Raw genomic sequence first — 25,861 nt, 5'->3', positions numbered from 1 at the left:
CCGCAGCCGCCAGGCCGCCAAGGCCCCCTCCCATACCAACGATACAGTGCCCAGGTAGCTCAGTTGGTAGAGCACATGACTGAAAATCATGGTGTCGGTGGTTCGATTCCGCCCCTGGGCACCATTCTTTTTCCTTCGTTTTCCCGGTCTCTCCTATCCGCTATTCGGCGGCCTGTTCTGCGAAGGCGGGTTGCAGGCTTTCGGCCCAGATGCAGTGGCCGGCATTGCGGGCACCGAGGATCGCCATCAGGGTCGCCTCCTCTTCGCCGACGTTCCGGAAACCGCGCAGCACGCCGCCGGGAACGACGATGCCGTCGAAGGGTTCCAGCACCGTGCCGCCGTCCTTGCCCTCATCGCCCCAGAAGATCTCCCACTTGCCGGTGAGGGCGACGAAGGTCTCCTCGGAACCGTGGCTGTGCAGGGCGGCGCCGTTGCCCGGTGCCGCCTTTACGAAGTCGATGTGATAGTTCTCGGCCTGCTCGACGGCGGTGCCTTCAAGCTGTTCCTCGTCGGAGCCATGGCCGAGGGCGCTGTAGAGCGTGCGGACATGGCCGGGCAGGGCGCAGTCCAGAAAGGCCCGGGGCGAGGGGGTAAGGTCGTCGAAGCGCCAGACCCGTTTTTCCATCTTGCCCCTCGCGACCGGCATGGAGCGGCCGAACCAGGCACCGGTCTTCTCATCGAAGCGGATATCAAGCTCTTTGCGCATTGTCTTTCCTCTCTCGTTTCGCGCCGGCTTTCGCGGCGGTTTGCAACAGGGTCGCTGCAACCAAATCCGGCTGCGTCATCATCATCTCGTGGCCGCCGGGCTGCCGCGTCACGGTCCAGCCTTCTTCGCTGAGCGCCGCCGCGGTTCCGGCATAAGGTTGGGGATCGCGGTCCGCCGCTATCACAAAACGGCGGTCCGTCGGCAAGGTCGCCGGCCCCGAGAGGCGCAGCGGGTCGGTGAAGGTCTTCAGCGGATGGTCGGTCAGGCGTGCGGCGATGGCGGCGGCCAGCGCCGCATCGGCAATGGCGAACTGGGCCACGTCGGGCGGCGGCATGCGCCAGCCTTCACCCGCGCTTTCGGCGCGCTTCCGAAAAAGTTCGCCCATGGCCGGCGGAATGATATCGAAGGCCGCCTCGTTGTTGCCGGGCCAGAGCGCCTCGATCAGCACCAGCCCGTCGATCAGCGCCGGCCGGCGGTCGACAAGACCGCGTGCCAGCATGCCGGCGTAGGAGTGGCCGCAGACGATAGCACCGCCGAGGCGCTCGAGTTCTGTCAGGGCGAAGGCGAGATGCGTTTCCAGGCCGATTTCCGGTGTCAGGCTCCCTGCATCGGCGCCCAATCCCGGCAGGTCCGGTGCCGAGACCGCATGGCCCGCCCGGTTCAGCTTTTCGGCCACCGCCGCCCAGCACCAGCCGCCGTGCCAGGCGCCGTGTAGTAACAGGAAGCGTGCCATGGCGGCTAAACCCGGCTGCGGGCCTCGAGCTTGGCGAAACAGACTTCGGCCTCCACAAGGCCGTCGCCGGCAAAGGTGCCGAAGCCGCAGTCCGATCCGGCCATGACGCGCTCAGGCCCGACGATATCGGCGAACTTCATCAAACGCTCAGCCACCAGTTCAGGGTGTTCGACGTAGTTCGAGGTGGAATCGATCACACCGGGTACCAGGATCCGGTCGTCCGGCAGTTCGACCTCCTGAAAGACCCGCCACTCGTGGGCGTGCCGCGGGTTGGCGGCCTCGAAGAGAAGGATTGCGGGCCTTGCCTTCAGCAGCACGGGCAGAACCTTTTCCAGCCCGATGTCGCGGGTGTGCGGACCCTCGTAGTTGCCCCAGCAGATATGGATGCGCAGGCGCTCGGGCGGCAGGCCGTCGAGCGCGGCGTTCAGCACCTCGACCTGCTCGTGGGCGCTTTTCAGGAAGGTCGCCTCATCGTCATGCTTGAATGTCGTGTGACGCCCCATGTCGAGATCCGGGCAGTCGATCTGCAGGAAGAAGCCGGCCTCGACGATGGCGCGGTACTCCTCCTTCATCGCCTCGGCCAGGGCCGCCAGATAGGTGCTTCGGTCGGGATAGTATTCGTTGGCCTGGAACAGGGCGATGACGCCTGGGGAGGCGGCGTTGATGAAGCCACCACGGGCGCCTGCCGCCTCGACGGCGGCCTTCAGGCGGGCCGTGTCGGCCTTCAACTGATCACGGTCCTTCACCGCGACGGGGCCGGTGCAGCAGGGCGTCGGGCGGGGCAGAGCGCCCTCGCGCCAACGGGCGAGCATCTTCAGGAAACCGGGAAAGTCGTCCAGGTCGGCGCCGGGAACACGCGGGCTGTCGCCGGAGAATCCGGTCAGACGGTCCTTCACGTAGTTCGCATAGCCGATCTTGGAAAATTCGCCGTCGGAAACGTAATCGATGCCGATCGCAACCTGGCGGGCGACGATGGCTTTCACTTCCCGCGCCACCACCGCTTCGAAGTCATCTGGCGGGCCGCCCTCTTCTTCGCGGGCCTGCAAGACATCGCAGACGCAATCGGGCCGGGGCAGGCTGCCGACATGGGTGGTCAGGAACTTCGACATCGGGATCCCCTCGGTACCGGACGGGCGGCAGAACAGCTACTGCGGGCTTGAACGCCGTCCCTGCCCACGCCGACGCGGCAGGCGAAAATCGTTCGTGGATTGACAATTCCTAAAATATGCATTCGAATGCACATCAATCAAGCCCTTTAAGCTGGGCCGCGTCAAATCGGGCCACAAAACAATCGGGCCATATGAAAACCGGGAGGAAAGCATGAAACTCAAAAGGGCATTGGGGGTTGCGGTCGTCGCCGTTCTTGCGAGCGGGGGTGCTGCGCAGGCCGACTATCCGGAACGCTCGATCGGGATGATGATTCCCTTCAGCGCCGGCGGCGGCACCGACGTGCCGGGCCGCTTCTTCGCTGCCGAGATGGAGAAGATTCTCGGCACCGATATCGTCGTCAGTAACGTGACCGGCGCCGGCGGCACCATCGGCGCGACTCAGCTTTCAAAGGCCAAGGCGGACGGCTACAGCCTCGGATTCATGCCGGTGGGCACCACTACCACGCAGCCGCATCTGCGCAAGACCAGCTATAACGCGGAGAGCTGGGCGCCGATCTGCCTTGTCGCCCAGGGCCCGCTCTATGTGACGGTGCTCGAAGACTCGCCGATCAAGACCGTCGACGATCTGATCGCCAAGGCCAAGTCGGGCAAGGTCGTGACCGGCGGGCCGCCGCCGGGCTCCCTGCCGCATATCGCACAGGCCGCGGTCGCCAACGCCTACGGCGTTAAGTTCAACTACATTCCCCACGAGGGCATCAACGAAGTGGCCAAGTCGATGCTGGGCGGAAGGGTCGATATGGCCATCTGGTTCGGTGATGCCAAGGCGCGCTTCGGCCTGCGGCCGCTGGCCATTCTCGATGTGGAGCGCTCTGCGGAGTTTCCCGACGTGCCGACCATGACCGAGTTGGGGCAGCCGGTTGAATCCTTCGTCTGGTTCGGCTTCTTCGCACCAGCCGGAACCCCGGAAGCTATTGTGACCAAGTTGTCCGATGCCTGCGACAAGGCGGCCAACTCCGACGGCTTTCAGGACAACATGAAAAAGGCCAAGCGCCAGGTGCGCTATATGCCGCGCGACGAGTTTGCGGCCTTCTTCAAGAGTCAGTACGAGAAGAACGGAGCCCTTTTGAAGGAAGCCGGACTCGTGAAGTAGGGATCGGCCTGGACACGGCCCGCCCGGGACAAACGGGCGGGCCGGCCCTGCCGGGAGGGGCCTTTGCCATGCAACTCACTTTCGACCGTTCCGTCTTCGCCCTCATTGCCCTGGCAGCCGCCGGCCTTTTCGGCTCGACCTTCTCGGCTGACTATGACGTACCGAGTTTTGGCGGCGACGTTTCGACCGTCTTCACGCCGCGCATCTTTATTGCCCTGATCTTCCTGCTGTCGGTCTTTCTTCTGATCACCAGCAAAGCCGCCGGCGCGCCGCGTGAGAACCTGAGCCGCCGCGAGGTGACCAAGCTGCTGGGGGTCGCGGCGGTCTCGCTTGCCGTTGCCTTTGCCTTGCCGGAGGCGGGCTTCGTCGCCACGGCCTCGCCGGGCATGTTTCTGTTCTGCCTGTTCTTTGGCTATCGGCGGCTGCCGGTCCTGGTTCTGAACAGCCTCATCGGTCCCTTCGCCGTCTGGTACCTCTTCAGCCGCTTGTTGGAGCTGCCGCTTCCCGAGACCCATTGGATCTCTTTCTGATGGATGCCGGCTGATGGGCGTGCTCGACAACCTTTCGCTGGCCTTGAGTCAGATCGCCTCCTGGGAGGTGCTGCTGGCGATTTTCATCGGCACCGCCTACGGCACCCTCGTCGGCGCTTTGCCGGGCATGGGGACAGTCGTTGCCTTGGTGGTTGCCCTGCCCTTCACCTACTCTATGGGCACGCCGGCAGCCATTGCGCTTCTGCTGTCCATCTACTGTGCCTCGGTCTACGGCGGCTCGATCACCGCCATCCTCATCAACACGCCGGGCACGCCGCAGTCAGCCGCCACCGTGTTGGACGGCTATCCTATGGCCAGGTCGGGTAAGGCCGACCTGGCTCTGGGTTGGGCGACCTTCGCCTCCGCTTTCGGCGGGGTTTTTTCGCTGATCGTGCTGATCATCGCGGCGCCCCAGCTTGCCCGCCTGTCGGTCTATTTCGGGCCGGTGGAGACCTTCGCTCTCATTCTCTTCGCACTCACCTGTATTGCTTGGGTTTCCAGCGGCAGTATGGTGAAAGGCCTGCTGGCCGGCGCCATCGGGCTGTTCCTGGCTTCCATCGGGCCCGACAACATGACCGGCCTGTCGCGTTTCGGCTTCGGCATCGACGCGCTGGCGGGCGGGCTTTCCCTCATCTCCGTGCTGATCGGGCTTTTCGCCCTGTCCGAGGCCTTTACGCGCGCGGCTTATTATGTCCAGGGCAAACCGCCGGACGTGGCCGGTGTCGGCTTTCGCCTGCCACCCTGGAGTGACATTCGCATCCGCCTGCGCATGTTGGTGCAGAGCAGCGCCATCGGCACCGCCATCGGCATTCTTCCGGGCACCGGCGCCACCGCGGCAACCTTCGTGAGCTACGCCGAGGCCAAGCGCACTTCGCCGCGGCGCGAGAATTTCGGCAAGGGAGAACCGGACGGTGTGGTCGCCTCCGAGGCTTCGAACAACGCAGTGACCGGCGGTGCCCTGGTGCCGACCCTGGCCCTTGGTATTCCCGGCGATGGCGGCACGGTGGTTTTGCTCGGGGCCCTTCTCATCCAGGGGCTGGTGCCGGGCGTTCAACTCTTCCAGAACAATCCGGAAATCATGATCGGCGCTTTCATCGTGATTCTGATCGCCAACCTGCTGATGGTCGTCTTCGGCGCCATCGGTGCCCGGGGGTTCCGCCGGGTCATGGGCCTGCCCGAACCCCTGTTGATGGGCTGGGTGGTGCTGATGTCGGTCGTCGGGGCCTTTGCCGTCCGCGGCAATCCCATCGACGTGGTCGTCGCCGTCCTGGCCGGCCTTTTCGGGGTGGTCATGCGCTTGGCCGGGGTGCCTGTCGCCCCCATTGTTATCGGCATGGCGCTTGGCAAGACGCTGGAGCAGTCCCTGCGCCAGGGCCTGATGCTGAATGACGGCAGCTTTCTTGCCTTCTTCGGCCAACCGATCGCCGTTGGTATCTTCGTGATCACCCTGGTTTTCGTTGGCGCGCCGATCTACACGGCCTACCGCAAAGGAAGGGGCGCATGACCCGCAGAAAAGACCCGGATAAGCCGTCCGCCGGAACTGCCCGGCGCAGGAAGCCGACGTCCTATGACGTCGCACGCCTTGCCGGCGTTTCCCAGTCGGCGGTTTCGCGGGCGTTTTCCAACAACGGCTATGTTTCCGAGGCCGCCCGCGAGAAGATCAGGGCTGCAGCGGCGCAACTCGGTTTCCGGCCCAACGCCCTGGCGCGCGGCCTGATCACCCAGCGGTCGCGCCTTGTGGGGGTTGTGGTCGCCGATCTCTATTACTCTTTCTACGTCTCGATCCTGCACCAGCTCAACGGGGCGCTGCGGGCATCGGACTTTCAGGCGCTGCTGTTTTCGATTCCCTCGGGCGACGATATCGATTCCATGATTGCCGACGTTCTCGCCTACCAGGTCGACGGCGTCATCATGAACTCGGCCCGTCTGTCGAGCAGAGCGCCGTCGATCTGCCGCGATGCGGGCATTCCGGTGGTGACCATGAACCGTATTGTCGACGATCCCGGCATCAGCGCCGTGGCCACCGACAACCGCGGTGCCGGACGCATGGTCGGCAGATTCCTGCAGAGCGGCGGACATCACCGCTTCGGCTTCATCAGCGGTCTGGACGACACCTCCACCAGCCGGGACCGCCAGGCCGGGTTCAGCGAGACCTTGGCACGAGCCCCGAAAATCGCCTCCGGCGGCTTCATCTATGACGGCGGTTATGACGCGGCCCTGGAACTTCTCCGCGGCGCCGATGCGCCGGACGCGATCTTTTGCGCCTCGGACATCATGGCCATGGGGGCTATGGATGCCCTGCGCTTCGAACTCGGTTTGACGCCGGGCCGTGACATCTCTGTCGTCGGCTTCAACAACGCCGCCGAAGCAGCGTGGCGCACCTACGACCTGACGTCGGTTACCGCGAGCGCGGAGGAGTTGAGCCAACGTGCCGTTGAGATTCTGGCGTCTCTTATCGAGGACCCCACAACCGAGGCGCAGCGCGAACTGCTGCCCGGGCAACTGGTGCTGCGCGGCTCGGCCAGAATTCCCCAAGATTGGGCGCCGGAAGACGATTTTTCCGCTCTCGCGCCGATCCGTCACCCTAAGGATAGCTAGATGACCCGACCCAACGTACTGCTCATTGTCACCGACCACTGGTCCGCTCATCTGCTGGGGTCCGCCGGGCATCCGGCGATCCAGACACCGGTGTTGGACCAGCTGGCGCGCAACGGCGTCCGCTTTACCAATGCCTATTCGGAGCATCCTGTCTGCCTGCCGGCGCGGCGCTCGCTGATGACCGGTACCTCGGCCCGCCGCCACGGCGACCGCAGCTTTCAGCCGCAGCTGGAGATGCCGGCAGACCTGCCCACCCTGGCCCAGACCTTCCGCAATGCCGGCTATCAGGCCCAGGCGGTCGGCAAGATCCACGTCTATCCGCAGCGCGACCGCATCGGCTTCGACGATGTGCTGCTGGACGACGAGGGACGAACCCTCTACGGGACCACCGACGACTACGAAATCTACCTGGGGGAGGCGGGTTATCTCGGCCGCCAGTACGACCACGGCATGAGCAACAACACCTATGCCTGGCGTCCCTGGCACCTGCCGGAGGAGACCCATCCAACCAACTGGGCGACCCGGATGACGGCGCTGGCGATCAAGCGGCGCGATCCGACCCGGCCCAGCTTGTGGTACTGCGGCTACCGCCATCCGCATCCGCCGCTGGTGCCGTTGCAAAGCTATATCGATCTCTATCGGGATATCGAGATCGATGAGCCTTTCGGGGGCGCTTGGGCAGAGGATCGCGCAGCGCTGCCCTACAATGCCCAGGCGACTCAGGCGCGCGGCGACGCGCTGAACGCTCAGCAGGCGCTGGCCGCCCGCCGTGCCTTCTACGCGCTCTGCACTCACATCGACCATCAAGTCGGCTCCCTCATCGGCACACTGCGGGACGAAGGGGTGCTGAACGACACCATCGTGCTCTTCACAACAGATCACGGCGACATGCTTGGCAACCACGGCATGTGGGCTAAGCAGGTCTTTTATGAGCCCTCCTGCCACATTCCGATGATCCTGATGGGGGTCGCCGACGATCAGCGGGTCGGGTTTCAGCGTCAGGACGATCGCTTGGTCTGCCTGCGCGATGTCATGCCGACCCTGCTGGATCTCTGCGGCATTCCCATTCCGCAGCAGGTTGAGGGCCTGTCGATGCTCGGCGACGCCCAGCGCAAGACCCTCTACGGCGAGTTCGGTGAGGGGCCCCACGCCTCGCGCATGCTGCGGCGCGGCGGTCACAAGCTGATCTGGTATCCTTGCGGCAACCGTTTTCAGCTCTTCGATCTCGGCGACGATCCACAGGAATTGCATGACCGCGCCGGCGATGCTTCACTGGCTGCTGTGCAGGCGGAACTGACCCGGACTCTTTTGGGCGAAATCTACGGTTCCGACGAAGTCTGGATGAAGGACGGGGCGCTGGTCGGGGAGCCGGGGCGAACTTTTGTCGCCGGTCCCAACCGCTCGATCTCAGCCACCCGCGGCCGCCAATGGCCGGTCTCTCCCGCCAACGATACGGGCTTCATGCAGTTCTACCCAGAAAGCAAGTAGCAGGCGGGGCCTGTTTTACAGACTGGGCTTTCTCTTCACCATCGTCTCCGGCTAGGTTCGGGACGGAACGTCTTTGGAGTCGTCTCCGCGCTCCCTCCTGCTGTTAACCCTCCTTGCCGTTAAGAGGAATGCTTTCATGTCCATCCAGAAGATCGCCGTGCTGGGGCTCGGCAAGGTCGGCTCGCTGACCGCGCGTATGTTGACCAATGCCGGGTTTCAGGTGACCGGCATCGACACGCGGGAGCTGCGCCGCACGCCGCCGTTTGAGGTGCGCAGCGCGGATCTGGGGGACGTCGCGGGCTTGCCGGCGCTGCTGCGACCCTACGACGCGGTGATTTCCTGCCTGCCCTACATTCTCAACAAGAATATCGCCTCGGCGGCGCATCAGGAGGGGCTGCATTACTTCGATCTGACCGAGGACGTGCCGACCACCCAGGCGATCCGCGAACTTGCCAAAACGTCCAAGGGCGTGATGGCGCCGCAGTGCGGCCTGGCGCCGGGTTTCGTCGGCATCGTCGCCGCCCATCTGGCCGATCAGTTCGAAACCGTGCGCTCGGTGCGCATGCGCGTCGGCGCCCTGCCGCAGCATCCGACGGGGCACCTGGGCTATGCCTTCAACTGGTCGCCGGAAGGGGTGGTGAACGAGTACCTGAACGACTGCGAGGTGATCGAGGAGGGACAGCACAAGTGGGTTTCCCCCATGGAGTGGATCGAGACCCTCTACGTCGGCGGCGTGAAGCTGGAGGCCTTCACCACCTCGGGCGGCCTGGGCACCATGTGCGAAACCTTCGAAGGCCGGATCGAGAACCTGGACTACAAGTCCATGCGCTATCCCGGCCATGTCGACATGATGAATTTCTTTTTCCATGAGCTGTTGATGCGCGAACAGCGCGAACTGGCGGGCAAGATCCTGACCAACGCCAAGCCGCCGGTCGACGACGACGTAGTCTATGTGCATGTTGCGGCGGAGGGGATCTCCGACGGCCGCCTGAACCGCAAGGAGTTCGTGCGCGCCTACTATCCGATCGAGGTTTCCGGCGAACCCTGGACCGCCATTGCCTGGACCACCTCCGCCTCGGCCTGCGCGGTCATCGAAATGGTGAACGAAGGCAAGTTGCCGTCCCAGGGCTTCATCAAGCAGGAGGAAATCCCCTTCGAAGCCTTCCTGAAGACCCCGACCGGCAAGCTCTACGGCGACAGGGCGGGCTGAGGCGGCGCCTCAGGCAAGCAATCCCTGCATGGCGGTCACGAATCAGTGATCTGCATCGGCAGCCGCAGTGTGCCTATAGTTGCGCGCCAAGGGTTGTCGCCGTGAATCAGACCTAAGGGAAGGGAAACAGGCAGCCGCAGAGCGGTGCCGGCCAGATAGGGATTCCGCTATGAAGCGACAAAAACGCAAGACGGCCTCGAAAAAGAAGCAGGGGAGTATCCTCGGCGAACAGACCGCGGGCTCGTCAGGGCCAAAGAAAAAGATCCGCAGCCGCCGCGATTTTCTGCGGAACATCGGCTACAACGTTGCAGGCCTCGCCATCGTCGGCGGTGGCGGCTGGTATCTTGCGCGCTCTGTTCACGCCGGCATTGTCGAGCAGGACCTGTCGCGCATCGGCAACGGCATTCCCACCGTGGTGCAGATCCACGATCCGCAGTGTTCGCTGTGCCGCGCTTTGCAGAGCGAAGCCCGGGATGCGTTGTCGCAATTGGACGACGACGACATTCAATATGTCGTCGCCAATATCCGTCATCCGGACGGGCAGGCGCTGGCCGACGCCCACGGTGTTCCGCATGTCACCCTGTTGCTCTTCGACGGCAGCGGAAAACGGCGCGGCGTTCTTTCCGGCCCGAACACCAGTGAGTCTCTGCTGGTCGAGTTCAAACGGCTGATCCGGAAATCCAATCCGGGATAACGCGCGGTTCGGGGTGAGGTTACGGGCCTCCGCGATGATCAAGAGGTGCGTCCAGGCCTTCGGTTTGTAATCGCCGGCAGAGAGACCGCCCGCCGTCAGTTGCTCAGCAGGACCGGGCCGGGCTCCGCGAAGGTCACGCTGACCGACTGGCCGCGCTGGAAGTCGGCGTTGACGTCGGGATCGACGGCGAAGACCGGCCCCAGCGCGGTATCGATGAAATACTCGAGGTGGCGCCCGACATAGGTGATCTTTTTCAGATCGCCGGGAATGGCATTGGCCGCACCCCCCGCTGCGATGACCACCCGGTTGGGCCGCACGGCGACGAAGGCCTTGCCGGGGTTGATGCCGCGGGCCGGCAGGGCGGTCCTGTAAGTACCCAGGGCCACTGCGGCCTCGCCGTCGCTGACGCTCTCCACCGTGCAGTCGAAGATGTTTGCCTCGCCGATGAAGTCGGCCACGAAGCGGCTGGCCGGGGCGTCATAGAGATCGCGCGGCGCGCCGTCCTGGGCGATGACCGCCCGGTTCATGACGATGATCCGGTCGGAAACCGCCAGGGCCTCTTCCTGGTCGTGGGTGACGTAGACAACGGTCAGCCCCAGCTTGGTCTGGATGTCGCGGATGTCTTCGCGAACCTGACGGCGCAGCTTGGCATCGAGGTTGGAAAGCGGTTCATCGAAGAGCAGAACCTGGGGTTCGAGGACCAGGGCGCGGGCCACCGCAACGCGCTGCTGCTGGCCGCCGGAAAGCTCGCTCGGCAGCCTTGCGCCATAGTCCTTCAGGCCGACCAGGTCGAGCCCGGCCAGCGCCCGTTCGCGCACCTCCGCCTTGGGGAAGCCCGAGAACTTCAGGCCGTAGGACACGTTCTCCAGCACCGTCATGTGGGGGAAAAGGGCATAGGACTGAAAAACCATCGACACATCGCGGTCGGTGGCCGGCAGCCGTGTTACGTCCCGGTCGCCGATCAGGATGCGGCCTTTGGTCGCCATTTCCAGGCCGGCGATCATGCGCAGCGTGGTGGTCTTGCCGCAGCCCGAGGGGCCGAGCAGGGTCACCAGCTTGCCGGCCTCCACCGACAGCGAGATGTCATCCACCGCCACCACATCCTTGCCGAATGTCTTGGTGACGTTCTCGAAGACCACGGAAGCTGCGTTTGATTGCACGGGGCTTTGCTCCACTTGGCTAGGTTGCCGTCACCGCGGCGCGGGCCTGTTGGCCGCGGCGGCCGATGCTGCGTTTGCCGACCAGCAGTTGCAGAAGGCCGATGGCCCCTAGCATGACGAAAATCAGGGTCATCGAATAAGCGATGGCGAGGCCGTAGTCGTTGTTCTCGACCCGGCCGATGATGTAGCTGGTGGCCATATCGTACTCGGCGCTGACCAGAAAGATCACCGCCGAAACCGCTGTCATCGCCCGCACGAAGCTGTAGACCAGGGCGGCCAGGATCGCCGGGCGCAGCAGCGGCAGAACGACGCGCAGAAACGTCTGCCAGGAATTCGCCCCCAGTGTCAGCGACGATTCGTCGAGGCTGCGATCGAGCTGCGACATGGAGGCGATGCCGGCACGCACCCCGACCGGCATGTTGCGGAAGATGAAGGAGACGACAAGGATGACGCCGGTGCCGGTGATCTCGATCGGCGGCACGTTGAAGGCCAGGATATAGCTGACCCCGATTACCGTGCCCGGAATGGCGAAGGACAGCATGGTGCCGAACTCAAAAGCGTTCTTGCCGGCAAAGGATTGGCGGACCAGCAGGTAGGCGGTGACAAGGCCGACCGCGGCGGTCAGGGGCGCCGAGACGGCGGCGATCTGCACTGTGGTCCAGAAGGAATCCCAGGCCGACCCGGTCCAGCGGATACCTTCCTCGGTGATGCGCAGGGCAAAGGCGGTGACGTAGTGCTTCAGCGTCAGGGTGTTGTTCACGCCCCAGAGCTGCACCACGCTGCCGTAGAAGATCATGCCGTAGATGACGATGGTGAAGAAAGTCCAGGCCGCCACGATGGCGCCGACGGCAAAGGCGAAGGGGGCCGGCAGCTGCGGATGGACGCCGGCGTCGCCCTTGCCGGTCAGCGTGGTGTAGGACTTGCGGCCGAGCCAGAAGCGCTGCGCATAAAAGGCGCCGAGGGTGAAGGCCAGCAGCACGATGGCGAGGACGGCGGCGCGCCCCTGATCGTACTGTGCGCCGACGATGGCAAAGAAGATCTCCGTCGAGAGCACATCGAAGTTGCCGCCCAGAACCAGCGGATTGCCGAAGTCGGCCATACTCTCGATGAAGCCGAGCAGGAAGGAATTGGCCAGGCCCGGCCGCATCAGCGGCAGGGAAACGGTTCTGAAGGTATGCCACTTGCTGGCCCGCAGGGTCTGGGCGGCTTCCTCCATCGAGGGACTGACCCCTTCGACCACCCCGATCATCACCAGAAAGGCGATGGGCGTGAAGGCCAGAATCTGGGCAATCAGCACCCCGGGCAGGCCATAGACCCAGCGCGTCGGCTGAACGCCGAAAAGATCCGCCACGAAGGTCGTCACCGTGCCGGAGAGACCGAAGAGCAGGATCAGGGCGAGGCCGATGACGAAGGGCGGGGTGATGATGGGCAATACCGTCAGCGCCCGCAGGCCGCGTTTGAAGCGGAAACCGGTGCGGGCCACGATGAGCGCGAAGCAGAGCCCGAGGACGGTCGTCGAAGCCCCGACCAGGATCGCCAGGATCAGGGAGTTCCAGGCCGCTCCGCAGCGTCCGGAGAAGGTCATGCAGGCCGTGCCCCAGAGTTTGTCGTCGAAGAACTTGGCGATGAACACGCCAGCGGAATAGCCGCCGTCCTCGGTGATGAAGGCGCTGGTCAGCAGACTCAGGATCGGGAAGAACACGAAGACGGTGACGATGGCGATAACAAAGCCGATCGAGCCGACGACGAAGACATCGCCGTTGATCGCGCCGCGTGCCGCGATGCCCTGGGTGAAGAAGAACAGAAAGGCCGTGGCGGCCAGAAGCGCGCCGTACCCCATGCCGAACTGACGGTCGCCCAGCGGGCCGAACAGGGCTTCCAGCCACTCGAACTGAAAACCCCGCAGCCCGATGCCGAAGCCCTGGGCGATCAGCCAGCCGAAGCCGAAGGCACCGGCCAGGATCAGCAGGGTGGAATGGGCCTTGGCCGATTTGGCGGTCGCCAGGGCGAAGATCGGCAGCAGCAGGCCGATCACGATGGGTGCGAGCCAGAGCTTCTCGCCCTGGAGCAGAAGAAAGAGGCCCGGCGCATAGCCGGGCTCGAAGGGATAGCCGTCAAAGAGCCAGATCAGCGACAGGAAGCCGTCTTCGATGCCGTACCAGGGAAGCAGGCAAAAGCCGACCCACCCGACGATCAACCAAAGGGCAATCGTCGGGTGGACGCGGCGGTGGGTGTCGACCTTGCGCAAGGTCCTATTGCGGCAGGGTCGAAACCTCGTCGTCCCACTTCTTCAAGAGGCGCTTGCGCTCTTCGCTGGAGCCGTACTTGTTGAAGTCGTAGTCGATCAGCTTGATGCTCGAAAGATCCGGCGCCTTGGGCGAGGTCTCCGACGCTTTGTTGGACGGCACCTGATAGGCCTTCACCTGCAGGGCCAGGGTCTGGGCTTCCTTGGAGAGCGCCCAATCGTAGAACTTCTTGGCGTTCTCCAGATTGCGCGCGCCTTTGATGATCGACATGGAGCCGATCTCGTAGCCGGTGCCTTCGCAAGGCGCCACGACCTTGATCGGGAATCCGGCGACGGCCTGTTTCACCGCATCATGCATGAAGACGATGCCGATGGTGTTTTCGCCGCGGCCTGCAGCCTTGATGGGGGCCGAACCGGACTTGGTGTACTGGTTGATGTTCTTGTGAAGGCCCTTCATGAACTCAAAGCCTTCGTCCTCGCCGAAGAGCTGCACGATGGTCGCCAGCGTCGTGTAGGCGGTGCCCGATGAATTCGGATTAGCCATCTGCACGTGGCCCTTGTACTCCGGCTTCAGCAGATCCTTCCAGCAGGCCGGAACCGGCAGGTTGTTGGCCTTCAACAGGTCCTCGTTGTAGCCGTAACCCAGGGCGCCGGAGTAGATCCCGATGGTCTTGTCATCGGCGGAGCTCGCCTGGGAGATGGCCCAGTCGTTCAGCTCGCCGCGCATCGGCGAAACATAGGGCTCGGTCAAGCCTTCCTCGGCTGCCTGCAGATGCGGATCGCCGGTGCCGCCCCACCACACATCGCCCTTGGGGTTGCTCGCTTCGGCGCGGACCTGGGCATAGGTCTCCCCGGCGCTCTTGCGGGTCATGTTGACGTCGATGCCGGTGGCTTCCTCGAAGCTCCGCGCCATCAACTGGCACCAGTCTTCCTGGGCGCTGCAATAGTAGGTGAGTTTGCCCGCTGCCTGCGCCGGCAAGGCGGCCGCCCCAAGCCCCAGCGCCGCAGCGCCCAGAGCCAAAACGAACGTTCTTTTCATTGAGTGTCCTCCCTATCGTCACATGACAGTTTTTTGAAGTTTTTGTGACAAGGGCATGGTGCGGGATTTTCAGGTTGTTGGCAAACTTATGTCACAGGGCAAATTGAATTGCCGCCGTCCGGCAATCCAGGCTCGCATTGCTGCTGTCCTGACCAACCTGAGGGGGAGTGCGGGGTTGGGTGGCCGCTGCTGACGTGGAGAGAGCAGGTGAGATCCGATTCGACGGGAGCTGCGAAGGATCTAGTGCTCGTCGGCGAAGAGGTGGGCCTGCAGGTCTTGCAGCTTGTGGATGACATGGACCTTCATGATGCGGCCGAGCTGCACGCCCTTGCGGTTCTTGATCGCTTTCACCATGGCCTGATGTTCTTCCACGGCCTGGGCCCAGCGCGCCGGTGACATCACCAGTTCGTAGCGGGCGCGGCGCATACGCTCCGACAGGACGCGGGTCGAGCGGGTCAGGGTCGGGTTGCGCGCCATCTCCATGATCAGCTGGTGGATGCGGGAATTCAGCTTGTAATAGCCGGCAAGGTCCTCGGCCTCGAAGCGCTCCGTCATCCGCGCGGTCAGCTCTTCAAGCTCGGCGATCTCGGCTTCCGTCGCGTTCTGGCAGGCCAGCTCCCCGGCGACGGCGTCCAGCGCGCCCATGATCGGCAGCGCTTCTTCGAAGTCCTTCAGGGTGAGTTTCACGACCGAGGCGCCGCGGTGCGGCGTCAGGTCCAGAAAGCCCTCGGCCGCGAGAATCTTCACGGCTTCGCGCAGGGGGGTGCGGGAAACGCCGAAGCGCTCGCAGAGCGCCTTCTCGGAGATCTTCTGCCCCGCCTCAAGCTGGCCTTCGATGATCATGTCACGCAGCCGGTCCACCAGTTCGTGATGCAGCGGGCGGCGGTCGATGGTTTCCGTCAGGCTCATTGCATTCCCAACTCATGACTCTCGGGGGCCCGGCTCGCGCGCTCCAGCACCACGGCGACATGAACCGCCTCCCGGTTGCTGCCGTCGGCGATCTGATGCCGGCAGGAGGTGCCGTCGGCCACCACAATCGTATCCTTGTCCGCCGCCCGCACCGCCGGCAGCAGGCTGAGCTCGCCCATGGCGCGGGAAACCTCCAGCGTCTCGGCCTGATAGCCGAAAGCCCCGGCCATCCCGCAGCAGGACGACTCGACCAAGTCTACCGCAAGTCCGGGGATCTTGCCGAGAACCTGCTGCACCGGTGTAACAGCGTTGAAGGCTTTCTGATGGCAGTGGCCGTGCAGAAGGGCCTTGTTCTGGGCCAAGGACCCAAGGGGAAGGTCGAAGTCTCCGGCTTCCTGCTTCCGGGCGATGAACTCCTCGAACAGCAGGACCCGGCTGCCAAGTTCGACCGACCAGTCGTCGCCCAGCAGGGCCGGGGCCTCGTCGCGGAAGGTGAGGAGGCAGGAGGGTTCGAGCCCGACGACGAAACCGCCGCGCTCCAGCATCGGCTTCACCGCCGCGATGGTGCGCCGCATCTCCGCCTTGGCGTCCTCGACCAGCCCGGCAGCCAGATAGGTACGCCCGCAGCACAGTGGCCGCGTGCTGTTTTCCGGCAGGGCGTGCCCCACCTTCAGGCCGGCGCGGCGCAACACCGTTTCGGCGGCGCGCAGGTTATCCGGCTCGAAGTAGCGGTTGAAGGTATCGGCGAAGAGGATGACCTCCGCTGCCTCGTTCTCCCCTGGATCAGGCCGGTAGGGCTCGCTATGCCAGAGCGGCAGCCTGCGCTCGGCGCTGAGGCCGAGCAAGGTTTCCGAAAGCTTCGCTGCGCCCGGCAGGCGGTCGCGCAGATTCATCAGCCCGGCAAAGCGGGCCGCCCAGGGGGCGTAGTGCGGCAGCTTGGCGATCAGGCGGTCGCGCAGGGAAAGGCCGTGCTTTTCGGCGCGGGCCGCCAATACCTCGATCTTCATCTTCGCCATATCGACGCCGGTCGGGCACTCGCGGCGGCAGCCCTTGCAGGAGACGCAGAGCTTCATGGTCTCCGCCATGGCGTCGGCGGTCATGGCCTCAGGCCCCAATTGGCCGGAGATCGCCAGGCGCAGCGTATTGGCGCGGCCGCGCACAAGATCCCGCTCGTTGCGGGTGACACGGTAGGAGGGGCACATGACCCCGTCGCCGATCTTGCGGCAGGCGCCGTTGTTGTTGCACATCTCCACCGCGCCCTGCAGGCCGCGTCCGGCCCCGGGGTAGCCGGCCCAATCAAAGACGCTGCGCAGTTCCGGCACCTTGTAGTCGGGCGGATAGCGGAACAGGTTGCGGTCGTCCATTTTCGGCGGCCGTACGATCTTGCCGGGGTTCAACAGCGCGTCCGGGTCCAGGCGGTCTTTCACCCACTCGAAACTCTTGACCATGCGGTCGCCGAACATCTCGCGGTGGAACTCCGAACGGACGATACCGTCGCCGTGTTCGCCGGAGTGGGAGCCGCGGTATTCGCGCACCATCTCAAAGGCTTCTTCGGCGATGGCCCGCATCGCCTTCACGTCGTTATCCAGGCGCAGATTCAGCACCGGACGGACGTGCAGGGTGCCGACCGAGGCATGGGCGTACCAGGTGCCGGTGGTGCCGTGCTTGTGGAAGATCTCCGTCAGACGTTGGGTGTAGTCGGCCAGGTCCTCCAGGCGCACAGCGCAGTCTTCGACGAAGGAAACCGGTTTTCCCTCCGCCTTCATGGACATCATGATGTTGAGGCCCTGGGCGCGGACGCCGAAGATCTGTTTCTGGAAGTCCGGGTCGATGGCTTCGACAACGCCGCCGTCCTTCTTGCCCGCATCGCCCCAGCGAAAACCGAGCGCCGCCATCATATCGCCCAGGGTCTGCAGGCGGCGGAGGTTCTCGTCCTGATCTTCTTCGGCGAACTCGACCAGGAGCAGGGCTTCCGGCTCGCCGCGCACGAAGCGGTCGACAATGGGCCGGAAGAGCGGGATGTCGCGGCTCAGCTCGATCATCGTGCGGTCGATCAGTTCCACCGCCGTCGGGCCCAGGGTGACCAGATGGCGCGCCGAATCCATCGCCTCGTAAAAGCTCGGGAAATGACAGATTCCCAGCACTTTGTTCTTCGGCAGGGGGGCGAGCTGCAGCTTGATCTTCTCGCTGACCGCCAGTGTGCCTTCGGAGCCGACCAGCAGATGCGAAAGGTTGTTGGCGGGGCCGTTGGGCACCAGCGCATCGATGTTGTAGCCCCCGACCCGGCGCATCAGGTCGGGAAAGCGCGCCTTGATTTCTTCCGCCTCGCGCTGGCCGAGGTCGAGCAGCTCGCGGAACAGATCATGTTTCGGGCTCGGGCTGTTGACCCCGGCCAGATCCTGGGGCACCGGGCCGAAATCCATGCGGCTGCCGTCGGCCAGCAGGGCATCGATCCCCAGCACGTTGTCGCGCATGGTGCCGTAGCGGATGGAACGCGCGCCGCAGGAGTTGTTCGCTGCCATGCCGCCCAGGGTCGCGCGCGAGGCGGTGGAGACGTCGACCGGAAACCAGAGGCCGTGCTGCTTCAGGGCGGCGTTCAGATGGTCCAGCACCAGACCGGGCTCGACCTCCGCCGTTGCGTTCACCGTATCGACGGAGAGGATGCGGTTCAGGTGCTTGGTGAAGTCGATGACGACGGCATCGTTGACGGTCTGGCCGCATTGCGAGGTGCCGCCGCCGCGCGGCAGAACCGGCACACCGGCCGCGCGGGCGATGGCCAGGGTGGCTTCCACGTCCGCCATGGTTCTGGGCACCACCACGGCGCGCGGCATGATCTGATAGATCGAGGCGTCGGTGGCGTAGCGGCCGCGGGAGAAAGCATCGCCGTAGGCCTCGCCCTCCAGGGCCGCGTCGAGCCGGGCAACAAGATCCGCTGCCGGACCCGTGGCTGTGTAGCCGCCGCCTTCCGGTCTTTTCTCGTCTCCCCGCGTTGCAGCGCCCATTGACAGCCGCCTCAAATTTGTATTTTGTATTCAGTATTCATATCCGCTTTATCCGGGCGGATGCAAGCCCTCCGATCGAGCAACGCTGCGGCGTTCGGGAAAAGCGGAGCGCAGGGAGGAACACTAGATGTCAGGACGCCAGGGGGCTTCGCCCGGCCGTCACTTCTTACAAATTCCGGGACCGACCAATGTGCCCGACCGGGTACTGCGGGCGATGGATCTCCCCACCATGGATCACCGCGGCCCTGCCTTCGCCGATGTCGGCATGAAGGCGCTGGAGGGCATGAAGGCGGTCTTCAAAACCGAAGGCTCTGTCGTGATCTACCCGGCGTCGGGTACCGGCGCCTGGGAAGCCGCGCTGGTGAACACCCTTTCGCCGGGCGACAAGGTGCTGATGTACGAGACCGGCCACTTCGCGACGCTGTGGAACCGCCTGGCCCAGCGCCTCGGCCTGCAGCCGGAGTTCATCGCCGGTGACTGGCGTCACGGCGCCGATCCCGAAGCCATCGAGGAACGCCTGCGCGCCGACAGCGGGCAGGAGATCAAGGCCGTCTGCGTGGTTCACAACGAAACCTCGACCGGCTCGGTTACCCAGGTGCCGGAGATCCGCCGGGCCATCGATGCGGCGGGGCATCCGGCCCTGCTGATGGTGGATACCATCTCTTCGCTTGCCTCCATCGACTATCGCCATGACGAGTGGGGTGTCGACGTCACGGTGGCCGGCTCGCAGAAGGGATTGATGCTGCCGCCGGGCCTTTCCTTCAACGCCGTCAGCGCCAAGGCCGAAGCGGCCTCGAAGAACGCCGGCCTGCCGCGGGCCTATTGGTCCTGGGAGGAGATGGCCGAACCCAACGCCAAGGGCTATTTCCCCTATACCCCGGCGACCAATCTGCTCTACGGCCTGGTGGAGGCCGTCGATATGCTGCAGGAGGAGGGGCTCGACAACGTCTTTGCGCGCCATCAGCGTCATGGCGAAGCGGCACGCCGCGCGGTGCGGGCCTGGGGGCTGGAGGTGCTCTGCCTGGAACCGCGTCACTATTCCGGCTCGCTGACCGCGGTGCTGATGCCCGAAGGCCAGAGCGCCGATGCCTTTCGCAAGACGACCTTGGAAAACTTCAACATGTCGCTCGGCAACGGCCTCTCCAAGGTCGCCGACAAGGTTTTCCGCATCGGTCACCTGGGCGACTTCAACGATCTGATGCTGATGGGCACCCTCTCCGGTGTGGAGATGGGGCTGGAGCTTTCCGGCGTCACCCATCGGCGCGGCGGCGCCCAGGCGGCGCTGGACTATCTAAGCGGACGCGAACAGACGTCCGCCTCGGCGGCTGAGTAACCGGCCAAAACAAAGAAGATAAAAAAGAAACCCAACGGGAGGAACCATCATGAAGTTAGCAAAGATCCTGACAGGAGCGGCCGGCGGGGCCGCCTTGATTTCCGTTCTTGCAAGCCCGGCCATGGCCGAGAAGATGACCCTGAAGTTCGGCCACGTGGGTCAGCCCGGCTCGCTTTTCGAGACTTCCGTGAATGCTTTTGCTGCCTGCTCCAACACGGCGCTGGGCGATGCCGCCGAGGTGCAGACCTTCGGGGCTTCCCAGCTCGGCAAGGACAAGGAATTGTTGCAGAAGTTGAAGCTGGGTCAGGTGGATTTTGCATTGCCCTCTTCGGTAATGTCCTCGGTCGCCGATGTCTTCGGCGTCTTCGAGATGCCCTACATCATCCAGGACCGCGACCACATGCGCCGGGTCCAGGCCGAACTGATGGACAGCACCTTCCAGAAGGCGGCCCAGGAAAAGGGCTACCGCATCATCGGTTTGTTTGAGAATGGCTTTCGCAACATCACCAACAACACCCGCCCGATCAACAAGCCGGAAGACCTGGCCGGCGTGAAGCTGCGTACCCCCAACGGTGCCTGGCGGGTGAAGATGTTCAAGCTCTACGGCGCGAACCCCACACCGATGGCCTTTTCGGAAGTCTTCACGGCCCTGCAGACCAAGGTGATCGACGGCCAGGAAAACCCCTACGCCCAGATCTGGTCGGCGAAGTTCCAGGAAGTGCAGAAGTATCTGTCCATCACCGGCCACGTCTATACGCCGGCCTATGTTCTGGTGTCGGAGAAGCACTTCGCCAAGCTGCCGCAGAACGTTCAGGATGCGCTGGTTCAATGCGGACGGGAAACCCAGGACTTCGTCTATGAAGAGGCCGCACGCCTGGAAACCGATCTGCTGCAGAAGCTGAAGGACGGCGGCATTCAGGTGAACACCGCCGACAAGGCGGCTTTCGTCGAAGCCTCCAAGCCGATCTATGACGAGTATGCGTCCAGCGTCGATGGCGGCAAGGATCTGATCGACACGGTGCTGCGTCTGGCGGACGGCTCGTAAGGTCCTGAACGGTAAGGCGCCGGGTTGTGCGTTGTCGCGCAGCCCGGCCTGCCGATCTCTCACCTCTCTTCTCGATGGTCCCGCCCTGCGGGCTCACTGACCCCGGGTCCTGCCCGTGGCAAAGGAGATAGCAACGGTGCTTGCGGCGGCAAGACGAAGCCTTGAGTGGTTGCTGGAATGGGTTGTCATCATCCTGATGATCGCCTTGACCATAGTGGTCATCGCGGCGGTGCTGGTGCGGTTGGCCGGCGATTCCTTCAGTTGGTACGACGAGGTGGCGGCGATCCAGCTTTCCTGGATTACCTACTACGGCGCCGCCCTGGCGGCCCTGAAGCGCCGCCACATCGGCTTTGACTCGGTTCTGCTGTCGTTTCCGCCTCGACTGCGCCGCTTGGCCCTGATCCTGGCCGAAGCAATCGTCCTCGGTTTCTTCATCCTGATGGCCTGGGCCGGCATGCTGGTTCTGGAGATTCTGGAAGGCGACCGGCTGGTCTCGCTCACCTGGGTGCCGGTTCAGTTGACCCAGTCGGTGATTCCTATCGGCGCCGCTCTCTTCATCATTTGCGAGCTGCTCAGCTTGCCGGACTACTGGCGCAGGACCATGGCGGGCATCTCCCTGGAACACGCCGAGATCGAGGAAGAGGTTGAACAGGAGATGCAGAATGCGGAACGGCGCTGATCCATGCTGATGCTCTTCATCTTCATCGTCCTGGTGGCGATGATCTGCCTCAACGTGCCCATAGCGGTCGCCCTGGCGGTCTCCGGTGTGCTCGGCCTATTGCTGACCGAAGGCCCCGACAGTCTGGTGACCGTCGCTTTGGACATGTACGACGGCTCCACCAAGTTTTCCCTGATCGCCATTCCCATGTTTGTGCTGGCCGGCGCGATCATGAACGCCGGCGGTGTTACCGACCGGCTGATCAATTTTGTCTCCGCGCTGATCGGTTTCGTGAAGGGCGGGCTGGCGATGGTGAACATCGGCGTCTCCCTGTTCTTCGCCGAGATATCCGGCTCCGCCGTCGCCGATGTGGCGGCGCTTGGCTCCATCCTTATTCCGCAGATGAAAAAGCGCGGCTACTCCGCGCCGCTGGCTGCCGCGGTCACCTCCTCGTCGGCCTCGCTGGCGATCATCATTCCGCCCTCGATCCCGATGATCCTCTATGCCACCTCGGCCAACACCTCGGTGGAGCAGCTTTTCGTTGCCGGTGTGGTGCCGGGGCTGATGGGGGCGGGTGGCTTGATGTTCGTCGCCTACCTCTTCGCCCGGCGCTACAACCTGCCGGTGGAGGAGGCCTTCAATCTCCGCCACCTGCGCCAGACCTTCCTGGAGGCACTACCGGCCTTCAGCCTGCCGGTCATCATCCTCGGCGGCATCTTCGGCGGCTTCGTCACGGCGACTGAAGCGGCAGGCCTGGCGGTCATCGCCGCTTTCCTCGTCGGGCTCTGGTACCGCCAGATCGACCTGCGTCACCTGAAGCGCGCCATGCTGGACGGCGGCATGCAGACCGCGGTGGTCATGCTGCTGGTTGCCGCCTCGGTGCTGATGGGCGGTTTCCTGACCCGCGCCCAGATGCCCCAGGAACTGGCCGCGGCAATCCTCGACTTCACCGACAACAAGTACGTGATCCTGCTGATCCTGAATTTCTTCTTCCTGGTGATCGGCTTCTTCCTGCATTCCGCCGCGGCGATCATCCTGGTGGTGCCCATCGTCATTCCGCTGATCGCGGCGGCGGGCATCGACCCCGTGCATTTCGGTCTGGTGGTGACGCTCAATCTCGCCATCGGTCAGCAGACGCCGCCGGTTGCCAGTGTGCTCATCACCTCCTGTGCCGTGGCGCGGGCCAATATCTGGGCGGTCTCCAAAGTGAACGTCTACTTTGTGGCCGTACTTCTGGCGGTGCTCCTGATCTGTACCTACGTGCCGGCGATCCCTATGTTCCTGGTCGAATACTTTTATCGCTGAGGATTGCCCGATGACCGCCACTGACGAGTTGTTGTTCGAGCGTGAAGGGGCCATCGGGGTGATCACCCTGAACCGGCCCCAGGCCCGCAATGCTCTGACCTTCGCCATGTATGAGCGCCTGGCGGAACTCTGCCGTGATACGGAAAGTCTGGGTGTGAAGGCGCTAATCGTCACCGGCGCCGGCGACAAGGCCTTCGCCGCGGGGACCGATATCGCCCAGTTCCGGGGCTTCACCACCGAGCAGCATGCCCTGGACTACGAAGCCAAGATAGATGCGGTGCTGGGCGCGGTGGAGACCTGTCCGCTGCCGACCGTCGCCGCCATCTCTGGCGCCTGCACCGGCGGCGGGGCGGCGATTGCCGCCGCCTGCGATCTGCGCATTGCAAGTACTGACCTGAAGTTCGGCTTCCCTATCGCCCGTACCCTGGGCAATTGTCTTTCCGTCGCCAATCTGGCCCGCCTTGCGGCCTTGCTGGGGGCCGGGCGCACCCGGGAGATCCTTTTTACCAGCCGGCTCGTCGGCGCGGAGGAGGCGCTGGCCGCCGGCCTGATTTCGGAGGTTCTGGCCGATCATGACAGTCTCATGGCCCGTGCCCGCGCCCTGGCGGCGCAGTTGACCGAACAGGCGCCGCTCACCCTGCGCGCCACCAAGGAAGGCCTGCGCCGCCTCGTTCAGCCCGGCATCGAAGACAGCGACCTGATCGTCTCCTGCTACACCAGCGAAGACTTCCGCGAGGGGCTGGAGGCTTTCCTCGCCAAGCGCAAGCCGAACTGGCAGGGCCGCTGAAATGACGGAGACCACATCCGGTCCGCTCAGCGGCTGTCGCGTCATTGAACTGGCGCACATCATGGCGGGACCCTTGGCGGGGATGATGCTGGCCGATATGGGCGCCGACGTGATCAAGGTGGAAAAGATGGCGGGGGACGACACGCGCCGTATGGTGCCGCCCACCATCGGTGATGAGAGCGCCGCCTTCATGATGTTGAATCGCAACAAGCGCGGAATCGTTCTCGACCTGAAGCAGCCGGAAGGCAAGCAAGCCTTGCAGCGCCTGCTGCGTGATGCCGATGTGGTGATCGAGAACTATCGCAAGGGCACGATGGAGCGGCTCGGCCTGGGTTACGACGAACTGCGCCGCGAGAATCCCGGCCTCATCTACTGCGCGCTTTCCGGTTTCGGGCGCAGCGGCCCCTATGCGGAGCGCGGCGGCTTCGATCTCATCGCCCAGGGTATGTCCGGGCTGATGTCGGTAACCGGCGAGGGCCCCGGGCGGCCGCCGGTGAAGGTCGGCCCGCCGGTCAGCGATATCACCGCCGGCATCCTGGGGGCCATGGGCATTGCCGCGGCCTATGCTCACAAGCTGAAGACCGGGGAAGGGCAGATGGTCGACACTTCGCTCTTCGAAGCGGGCATCACCCAGACTTTCTGGCAGTCGGCCATCGCCCTGGCCACTGGCGAAACACCGCAGCCCCTGGGCTCGGCCCATCCTCTGAACGCCCCCTATCAGGCCTTTCAGACCGCCGATGGCTGGATCAACATCGGGGCCGCCAACCAAGCCAACTGGGAGCGCCTGACAAAGCTGATCGGCGCGCCGGAACTGCTGGAGGATGAACGCTTCCGGGACAACGCCGGCCGTATGGCGCACCGCCTCGACCTGGAAGAGATTCTGAATACGATCTTTCGCGAACGGCCGACGGCGGACTGGCTGGAAACCCTGGAGACGGGCGGCCTGCCGGCCGGGCCGGTGCTCAGCATCAACGAGATGCACCGCGACCCCCAAACCCTGGCACGGGGTATGGTCGTTGAAACCGATCACCCGGCGGCAGGCCGGACCAAGGCCCTGGGCCCGCCGGTCAAGTTCTCGGCCACGCCCGGCGGCGTCAGGCGCGCCGCCCCTTTGCTGGGGCAGCACAGCCGGGAGGTGCTGGCCGAGGTTGGCTACAGCGAAACCGAGATCGCGCGGATGATCGAGTCTGGGGCCGTCTGCGCCGGCGCGTTCGCGGAGAGCCCTGCGGGTTAGTTTCCGGCTGCCGCGAAACTGCGCGCCTTCATTGCCTTTTGGATCTCGTAGATCGACCCCTTTTTCGGCGGCTGTGGTTGTGGCAGGCGCACGGGGGCCGGTGTCATCCGAGGTGAAAGCGTAGCCTTGCCGCAGAGCAGGCGTTTGTCGAAGTCGTCCAGGCCTTCATAGGCTGTCATCGAGCCGGCGATCGGGAAGGCATCGGCTGCCGCAACCTCGTAAAGCAGCAAGCGCCGGTCGCGGTCGGAAGTGTTCACGGCGGAACCATGCACCAGGCGCACGTGATGCAGGGAGATCGAGCCCGCCGGGCCTGTCAGCATGACCGCGTCCTTCGGGTCCAGGTTGCAGGCTGCCAGATCCATCGCCCCGGCAAAGACTCCCTCCGCATGGTGGTCGTGAACCGGGCCGCGGTGAGAGCCGGGGAATACCATCAGCGGCCCGTTTTCGGGCGCCATGTCGTCGATCATGACACCGACCGCCAGGATGTCGTCGTTGGTGTGGGGATAGAAGGCCCAGTCCTGATGCCACTCCACCGCGGCGCCGTAGCCGGCGGCCTTCATGTTCAGCTTGGAACCATGCAGGCGCAGGCTCGGCCCCAGCAGGTCGCGCAACGGCGCCAGAATGTGATCTGACCGCGCGAGGTCACGAAACGTCGGGGAGAGCTGATAGGGCGCCTTCACGCGCCTCACCCGCGGCGCGTCGGGGCTGTGGCTGTCTTCGAGGTCGAGGCGCTCGTTGGATTCCGTCAGACCGCGCGCTTCTTGAACGAAACCGTCAATCTCGTCACGGATCCTTTGCAGGATAGTTTCCGGAATCCGCTTCGCCAGAACCAGATAGCCTTGCTCACTGTATTGCTTGCGCTGGGCCTCGGTCAGTACTTCGCCCTGTGTTTCGCGGATCATGACATCTCCCTCGGCTGGTCGGGC

Annotated in this window: 22 protein-coding genes and 1 tRNA gene; 14 read left to right on the top strand and 9 right to left on the bottom strand. The window is 64.2% G+C overall.

The window, feature by feature from the left end; translation table 11 throughout:
- Positions 1–48: 48 nt before the first annotated feature.
- A tRNA-Phe gene (locus ACP146_RS16465) sits at positions 49–124 on the top strand.
- 36 nt (positions 125–160) lie between these two features.
- Here the strand turns inward: ACP146_RS16465 and ACP146_RS16460 are convergent.
- From ACP146_RS16460 to ACP146_RS16450, 3 genes are read right to left on the bottom strand one after another with little or no spacing between them, the layout of a single operon-like run.
- On the bottom strand, positions 161–706 hold the full coding sequence (locus ACP146_RS16460) for a cupin domain-containing protein (RefSeq protein WP_422367836.1): 546 nt from the start codon (positions 704–706) through the stop codon (positions 161–163).
- Positions 690–1,439, bottom strand: coding sequence for an alpha/beta fold hydrolase (locus ACP146_RS16455; RefSeq protein WP_422367835.1), 750 nt, complete (start codon positions 1,437–1,439; stop codon positions 690–692). The genes ACP146_RS16460 and ACP146_RS16455 overlap by 17 nt, the downstream gene beginning before the upstream one ends.
- Before the next feature lie 5 nt (positions 1,440–1,444).
- The gene (locus ACP146_RS16450) at positions 1,445–2,548 is read right to left on the bottom strand and encodes a cobalamin-independent methionine synthase II family protein (protein WP_422367834.1); all 1,104 of its coding nucleotides are present in this window, start codon (positions 2,546–2,548) and stop codon (positions 1,445–1,447) included.
- Positions 2,549–2,759: 211 nt separating this feature from the next.
- Here ACP146_RS16450 and ACP146_RS16445 point away from each other — a divergent pair, with 211 nt between their 5' ends.
- The 7 genes from ACP146_RS16445 (at position 2,760) to ACP146_RS16415 (ending at position 10,218) form a co-directional block, all read left to right on the top strand.
- Positions 2,760–3,698 (top strand): Bug family tripartite tricarboxylate transporter substrate binding protein, encoded by a 939-nt coding sequence (locus ACP146_RS16445; RefSeq protein ID WP_422367833.1) that lies wholly within the window; start codon positions 2,760–2,762, stop codon positions 3,696–3,698.
- A 68-nt stretch (positions 3,699–3,766) separates the two neighbouring features.
- A complete protein-coding gene (locus tag ACP146_RS16440; protein WP_422367832.1) occupies positions 3,767–4,228 on the top strand; it encodes a tripartite tricarboxylate transporter TctB family protein in 462 nt (153 codons plus the stop codon).
- Positions 4,229–4,241: 13 nt separating this feature from the next.
- Complete coding sequence (locus ACP146_RS16435; protein ID WP_422367831.1) at positions 4,242–5,732, top strand: tripartite tricarboxylate transporter permease; 1,491 nt, start codon at positions 4,242–4,244, stop codon at positions 5,730–5,732.
- Positions 5,729–6,826, top strand: a complete 1,098-nt coding sequence (locus ACP146_RS16430; protein ID WP_422367830.1) for a LacI family DNA-binding transcriptional regulator — start codon at positions 5,729–5,731, stop codon at positions 6,824–6,826. The genes ACP146_RS16435 and ACP146_RS16430 overlap by 4 nt, the downstream gene beginning before the upstream one ends.
- Positions 6,827–8,314, top strand: coding sequence for a sulfatase-like hydrolase/transferase (locus ACP146_RS16425; RefSeq protein WP_422367829.1), 1,488 nt, complete (start codon positions 6,827–6,829; stop codon positions 8,312–8,314).
- Between the two features lie 136 nt (positions 8,315–8,450).
- Positions 8,451–9,524 (top strand): saccharopine dehydrogenase C-terminal domain-containing protein, encoded by a 1,074-nt coding sequence (locus tag ACP146_RS16420; RefSeq protein ID WP_422367828.1) that lies wholly within the window; start codon positions 8,451–8,453, stop codon positions 9,522–9,524.
- A 169-nt stretch (positions 9,525–9,693) separates the two neighbouring features.
- Positions 9,694–10,218: a hypothetical protein gene (locus tag ACP146_RS16415; RefSeq protein ID WP_422367827.1), complete on the top strand. Its 525-nt coding sequence runs from the start codon at positions 9,694–9,696 to the stop codon at positions 10,216–10,218.
- A 95-nt stretch (positions 10,219–10,313) separates the two neighbouring features.
- Here the strand turns inward: ACP146_RS16415 and ACP146_RS16410 are convergent, their stop codons facing one another.
- The 5 genes from ACP146_RS16410 to ACP146_RS16390 form a co-directional block, all read right to left on the bottom strand.
- The gene (locus ACP146_RS16410) at positions 10,314–11,378 is read right to left on the bottom strand and encodes an ABC transporter ATP-binding protein (protein WP_422367826.1); all 1,065 of its coding nucleotides are present in this window, start codon (positions 11,376–11,378) and stop codon (positions 10,314–10,316) included.
- 19 nt (positions 11,379–11,397) lie between these two features.
- The gene (locus ACP146_RS16405) at positions 11,398–13,626 is read right to left on the bottom strand and encodes an ABC transporter permease (RefSeq protein ID WP_422367825.1); all 2,229 of its coding nucleotides are present in this window, start codon (positions 13,624–13,626) and stop codon (positions 11,398–11,400) included.
- 4 nt (positions 13,627–13,630) lie between these two features.
- Entirely contained in the window at positions 13,631–14,662 is a 1,032-nt protein-coding gene (locus ACP146_RS16400; RefSeq protein ID WP_422367824.1) for an ABC transporter substrate-binding protein, read from the bottom strand.
- A 240-nt stretch (positions 14,663–14,902) separates the two neighbouring features.
- Positions 14,903–15,571 carry a GntR family transcriptional regulator gene (locus tag ACP146_RS16395; protein ID WP_422367823.1) on the bottom strand — a complete coding sequence of 223 codons (669 nt, stop codon included), beginning with the start codon at positions 15,569–15,571 and terminating at the stop codon, positions 14,903–14,905.
- Positions 15,568–18,573, bottom strand: coding sequence for an FAD-binding and (Fe-S)-binding domain-containing protein (locus tag ACP146_RS16390; protein WP_422367822.1), 3,006 nt, complete (start codon positions 18,571–18,573; stop codon positions 15,568–15,570). The genes ACP146_RS16395 and ACP146_RS16390 overlap by 4 nt, the downstream gene beginning before the upstream one ends.
- Positions 18,574–18,700: 127 nt before the next feature.
- Between ACP146_RS16390 and ACP146_RS16385 the strand changes: the two genes are divergently transcribed.
- From ACP146_RS16385 to ACP146_RS16360, 6 genes are all read left to right on the top strand, one after another.
- Positions 18,701–19,906, top strand: coding sequence for a pyridoxal-phosphate-dependent aminotransferase family protein (locus ACP146_RS16385; RefSeq protein ID WP_422367821.1), 1,206 nt, complete (start codon positions 18,701–18,703; stop codon positions 19,904–19,906).
- Positions 19,907–19,955: 49 nt separating this feature from the next.
- The gene (locus ACP146_RS16380) at positions 19,956–20,951 is read left to right on the top strand and encodes a TRAP transporter substrate-binding protein (protein WP_422367820.1); all 996 of its coding nucleotides are present in this window, start codon (positions 19,956–19,958) and stop codon (positions 20,949–20,951) included.
- Between the two features lie 115 nt (positions 20,952–21,066).
- Complete coding sequence (locus tag ACP146_RS16375) at positions 21,067–21,630, top strand: TRAP transporter small permease (RefSeq protein WP_422367819.1); 564 nt, start codon at positions 21,067–21,069, stop codon at positions 21,628–21,630.
- A gap of 3 nt (positions 21,631–21,633) precedes the next feature.
- Positions 21,634–22,914, top strand: coding sequence for a TRAP transporter large permease (locus ACP146_RS16370; RefSeq protein WP_422367818.1), 1,281 nt, complete (start codon positions 21,634–21,636; stop codon positions 22,912–22,914).
- Between the two features lie 10 nt (positions 22,915–22,924).
- Complete coding sequence (locus tag ACP146_RS16365; protein WP_422367817.1) at positions 22,925–23,701, top strand: enoyl-CoA hydratase; 777 nt, start codon at positions 22,925–22,927, stop codon at positions 23,699–23,701.
- Position 23,702: 1 nt separating this feature from the next.
- Positions 23,703–24,935 carry a CaiB/BaiF CoA transferase family protein gene (locus tag ACP146_RS16360; RefSeq protein ID WP_422367816.1) on the top strand — a complete coding sequence of 411 codons (1,233 nt, stop codon included), beginning with the start codon at positions 23,703–23,705 and terminating at the stop codon, positions 24,933–24,935.
- On the opposite strand, the gene ACP146_RS16355 is transcribed toward ACP146_RS16360, so the two are convergent.
- On the bottom strand, positions 24,932–25,837 hold the full coding sequence (locus ACP146_RS16355; protein ID WP_422367815.1) for a phytanoyl-CoA dioxygenase family protein: 906 nt from the start codon (positions 25,835–25,837) through the stop codon (positions 24,932–24,934). The two genes, ACP146_RS16360 and ACP146_RS16355, sit on opposite strands and share 4 nt — an antisense overlap.
- Positions 25,838–25,861 lie beyond the last annotated feature (24 nt).

This window comes from Pelagibius sp. (assembly GCF_965249265.1).
In the GTDB taxonomy this organism is placed as follows: Bacteria; Pseudomonadota; Alphaproteobacteria; order Kiloniellales; family Kiloniellaceae; genus Pelagibius.
The sequence above is the reverse complement of the archived record's forward strand: the minus strand, read 5'-3'. Positions and strand labels throughout refer to the sequence as shown.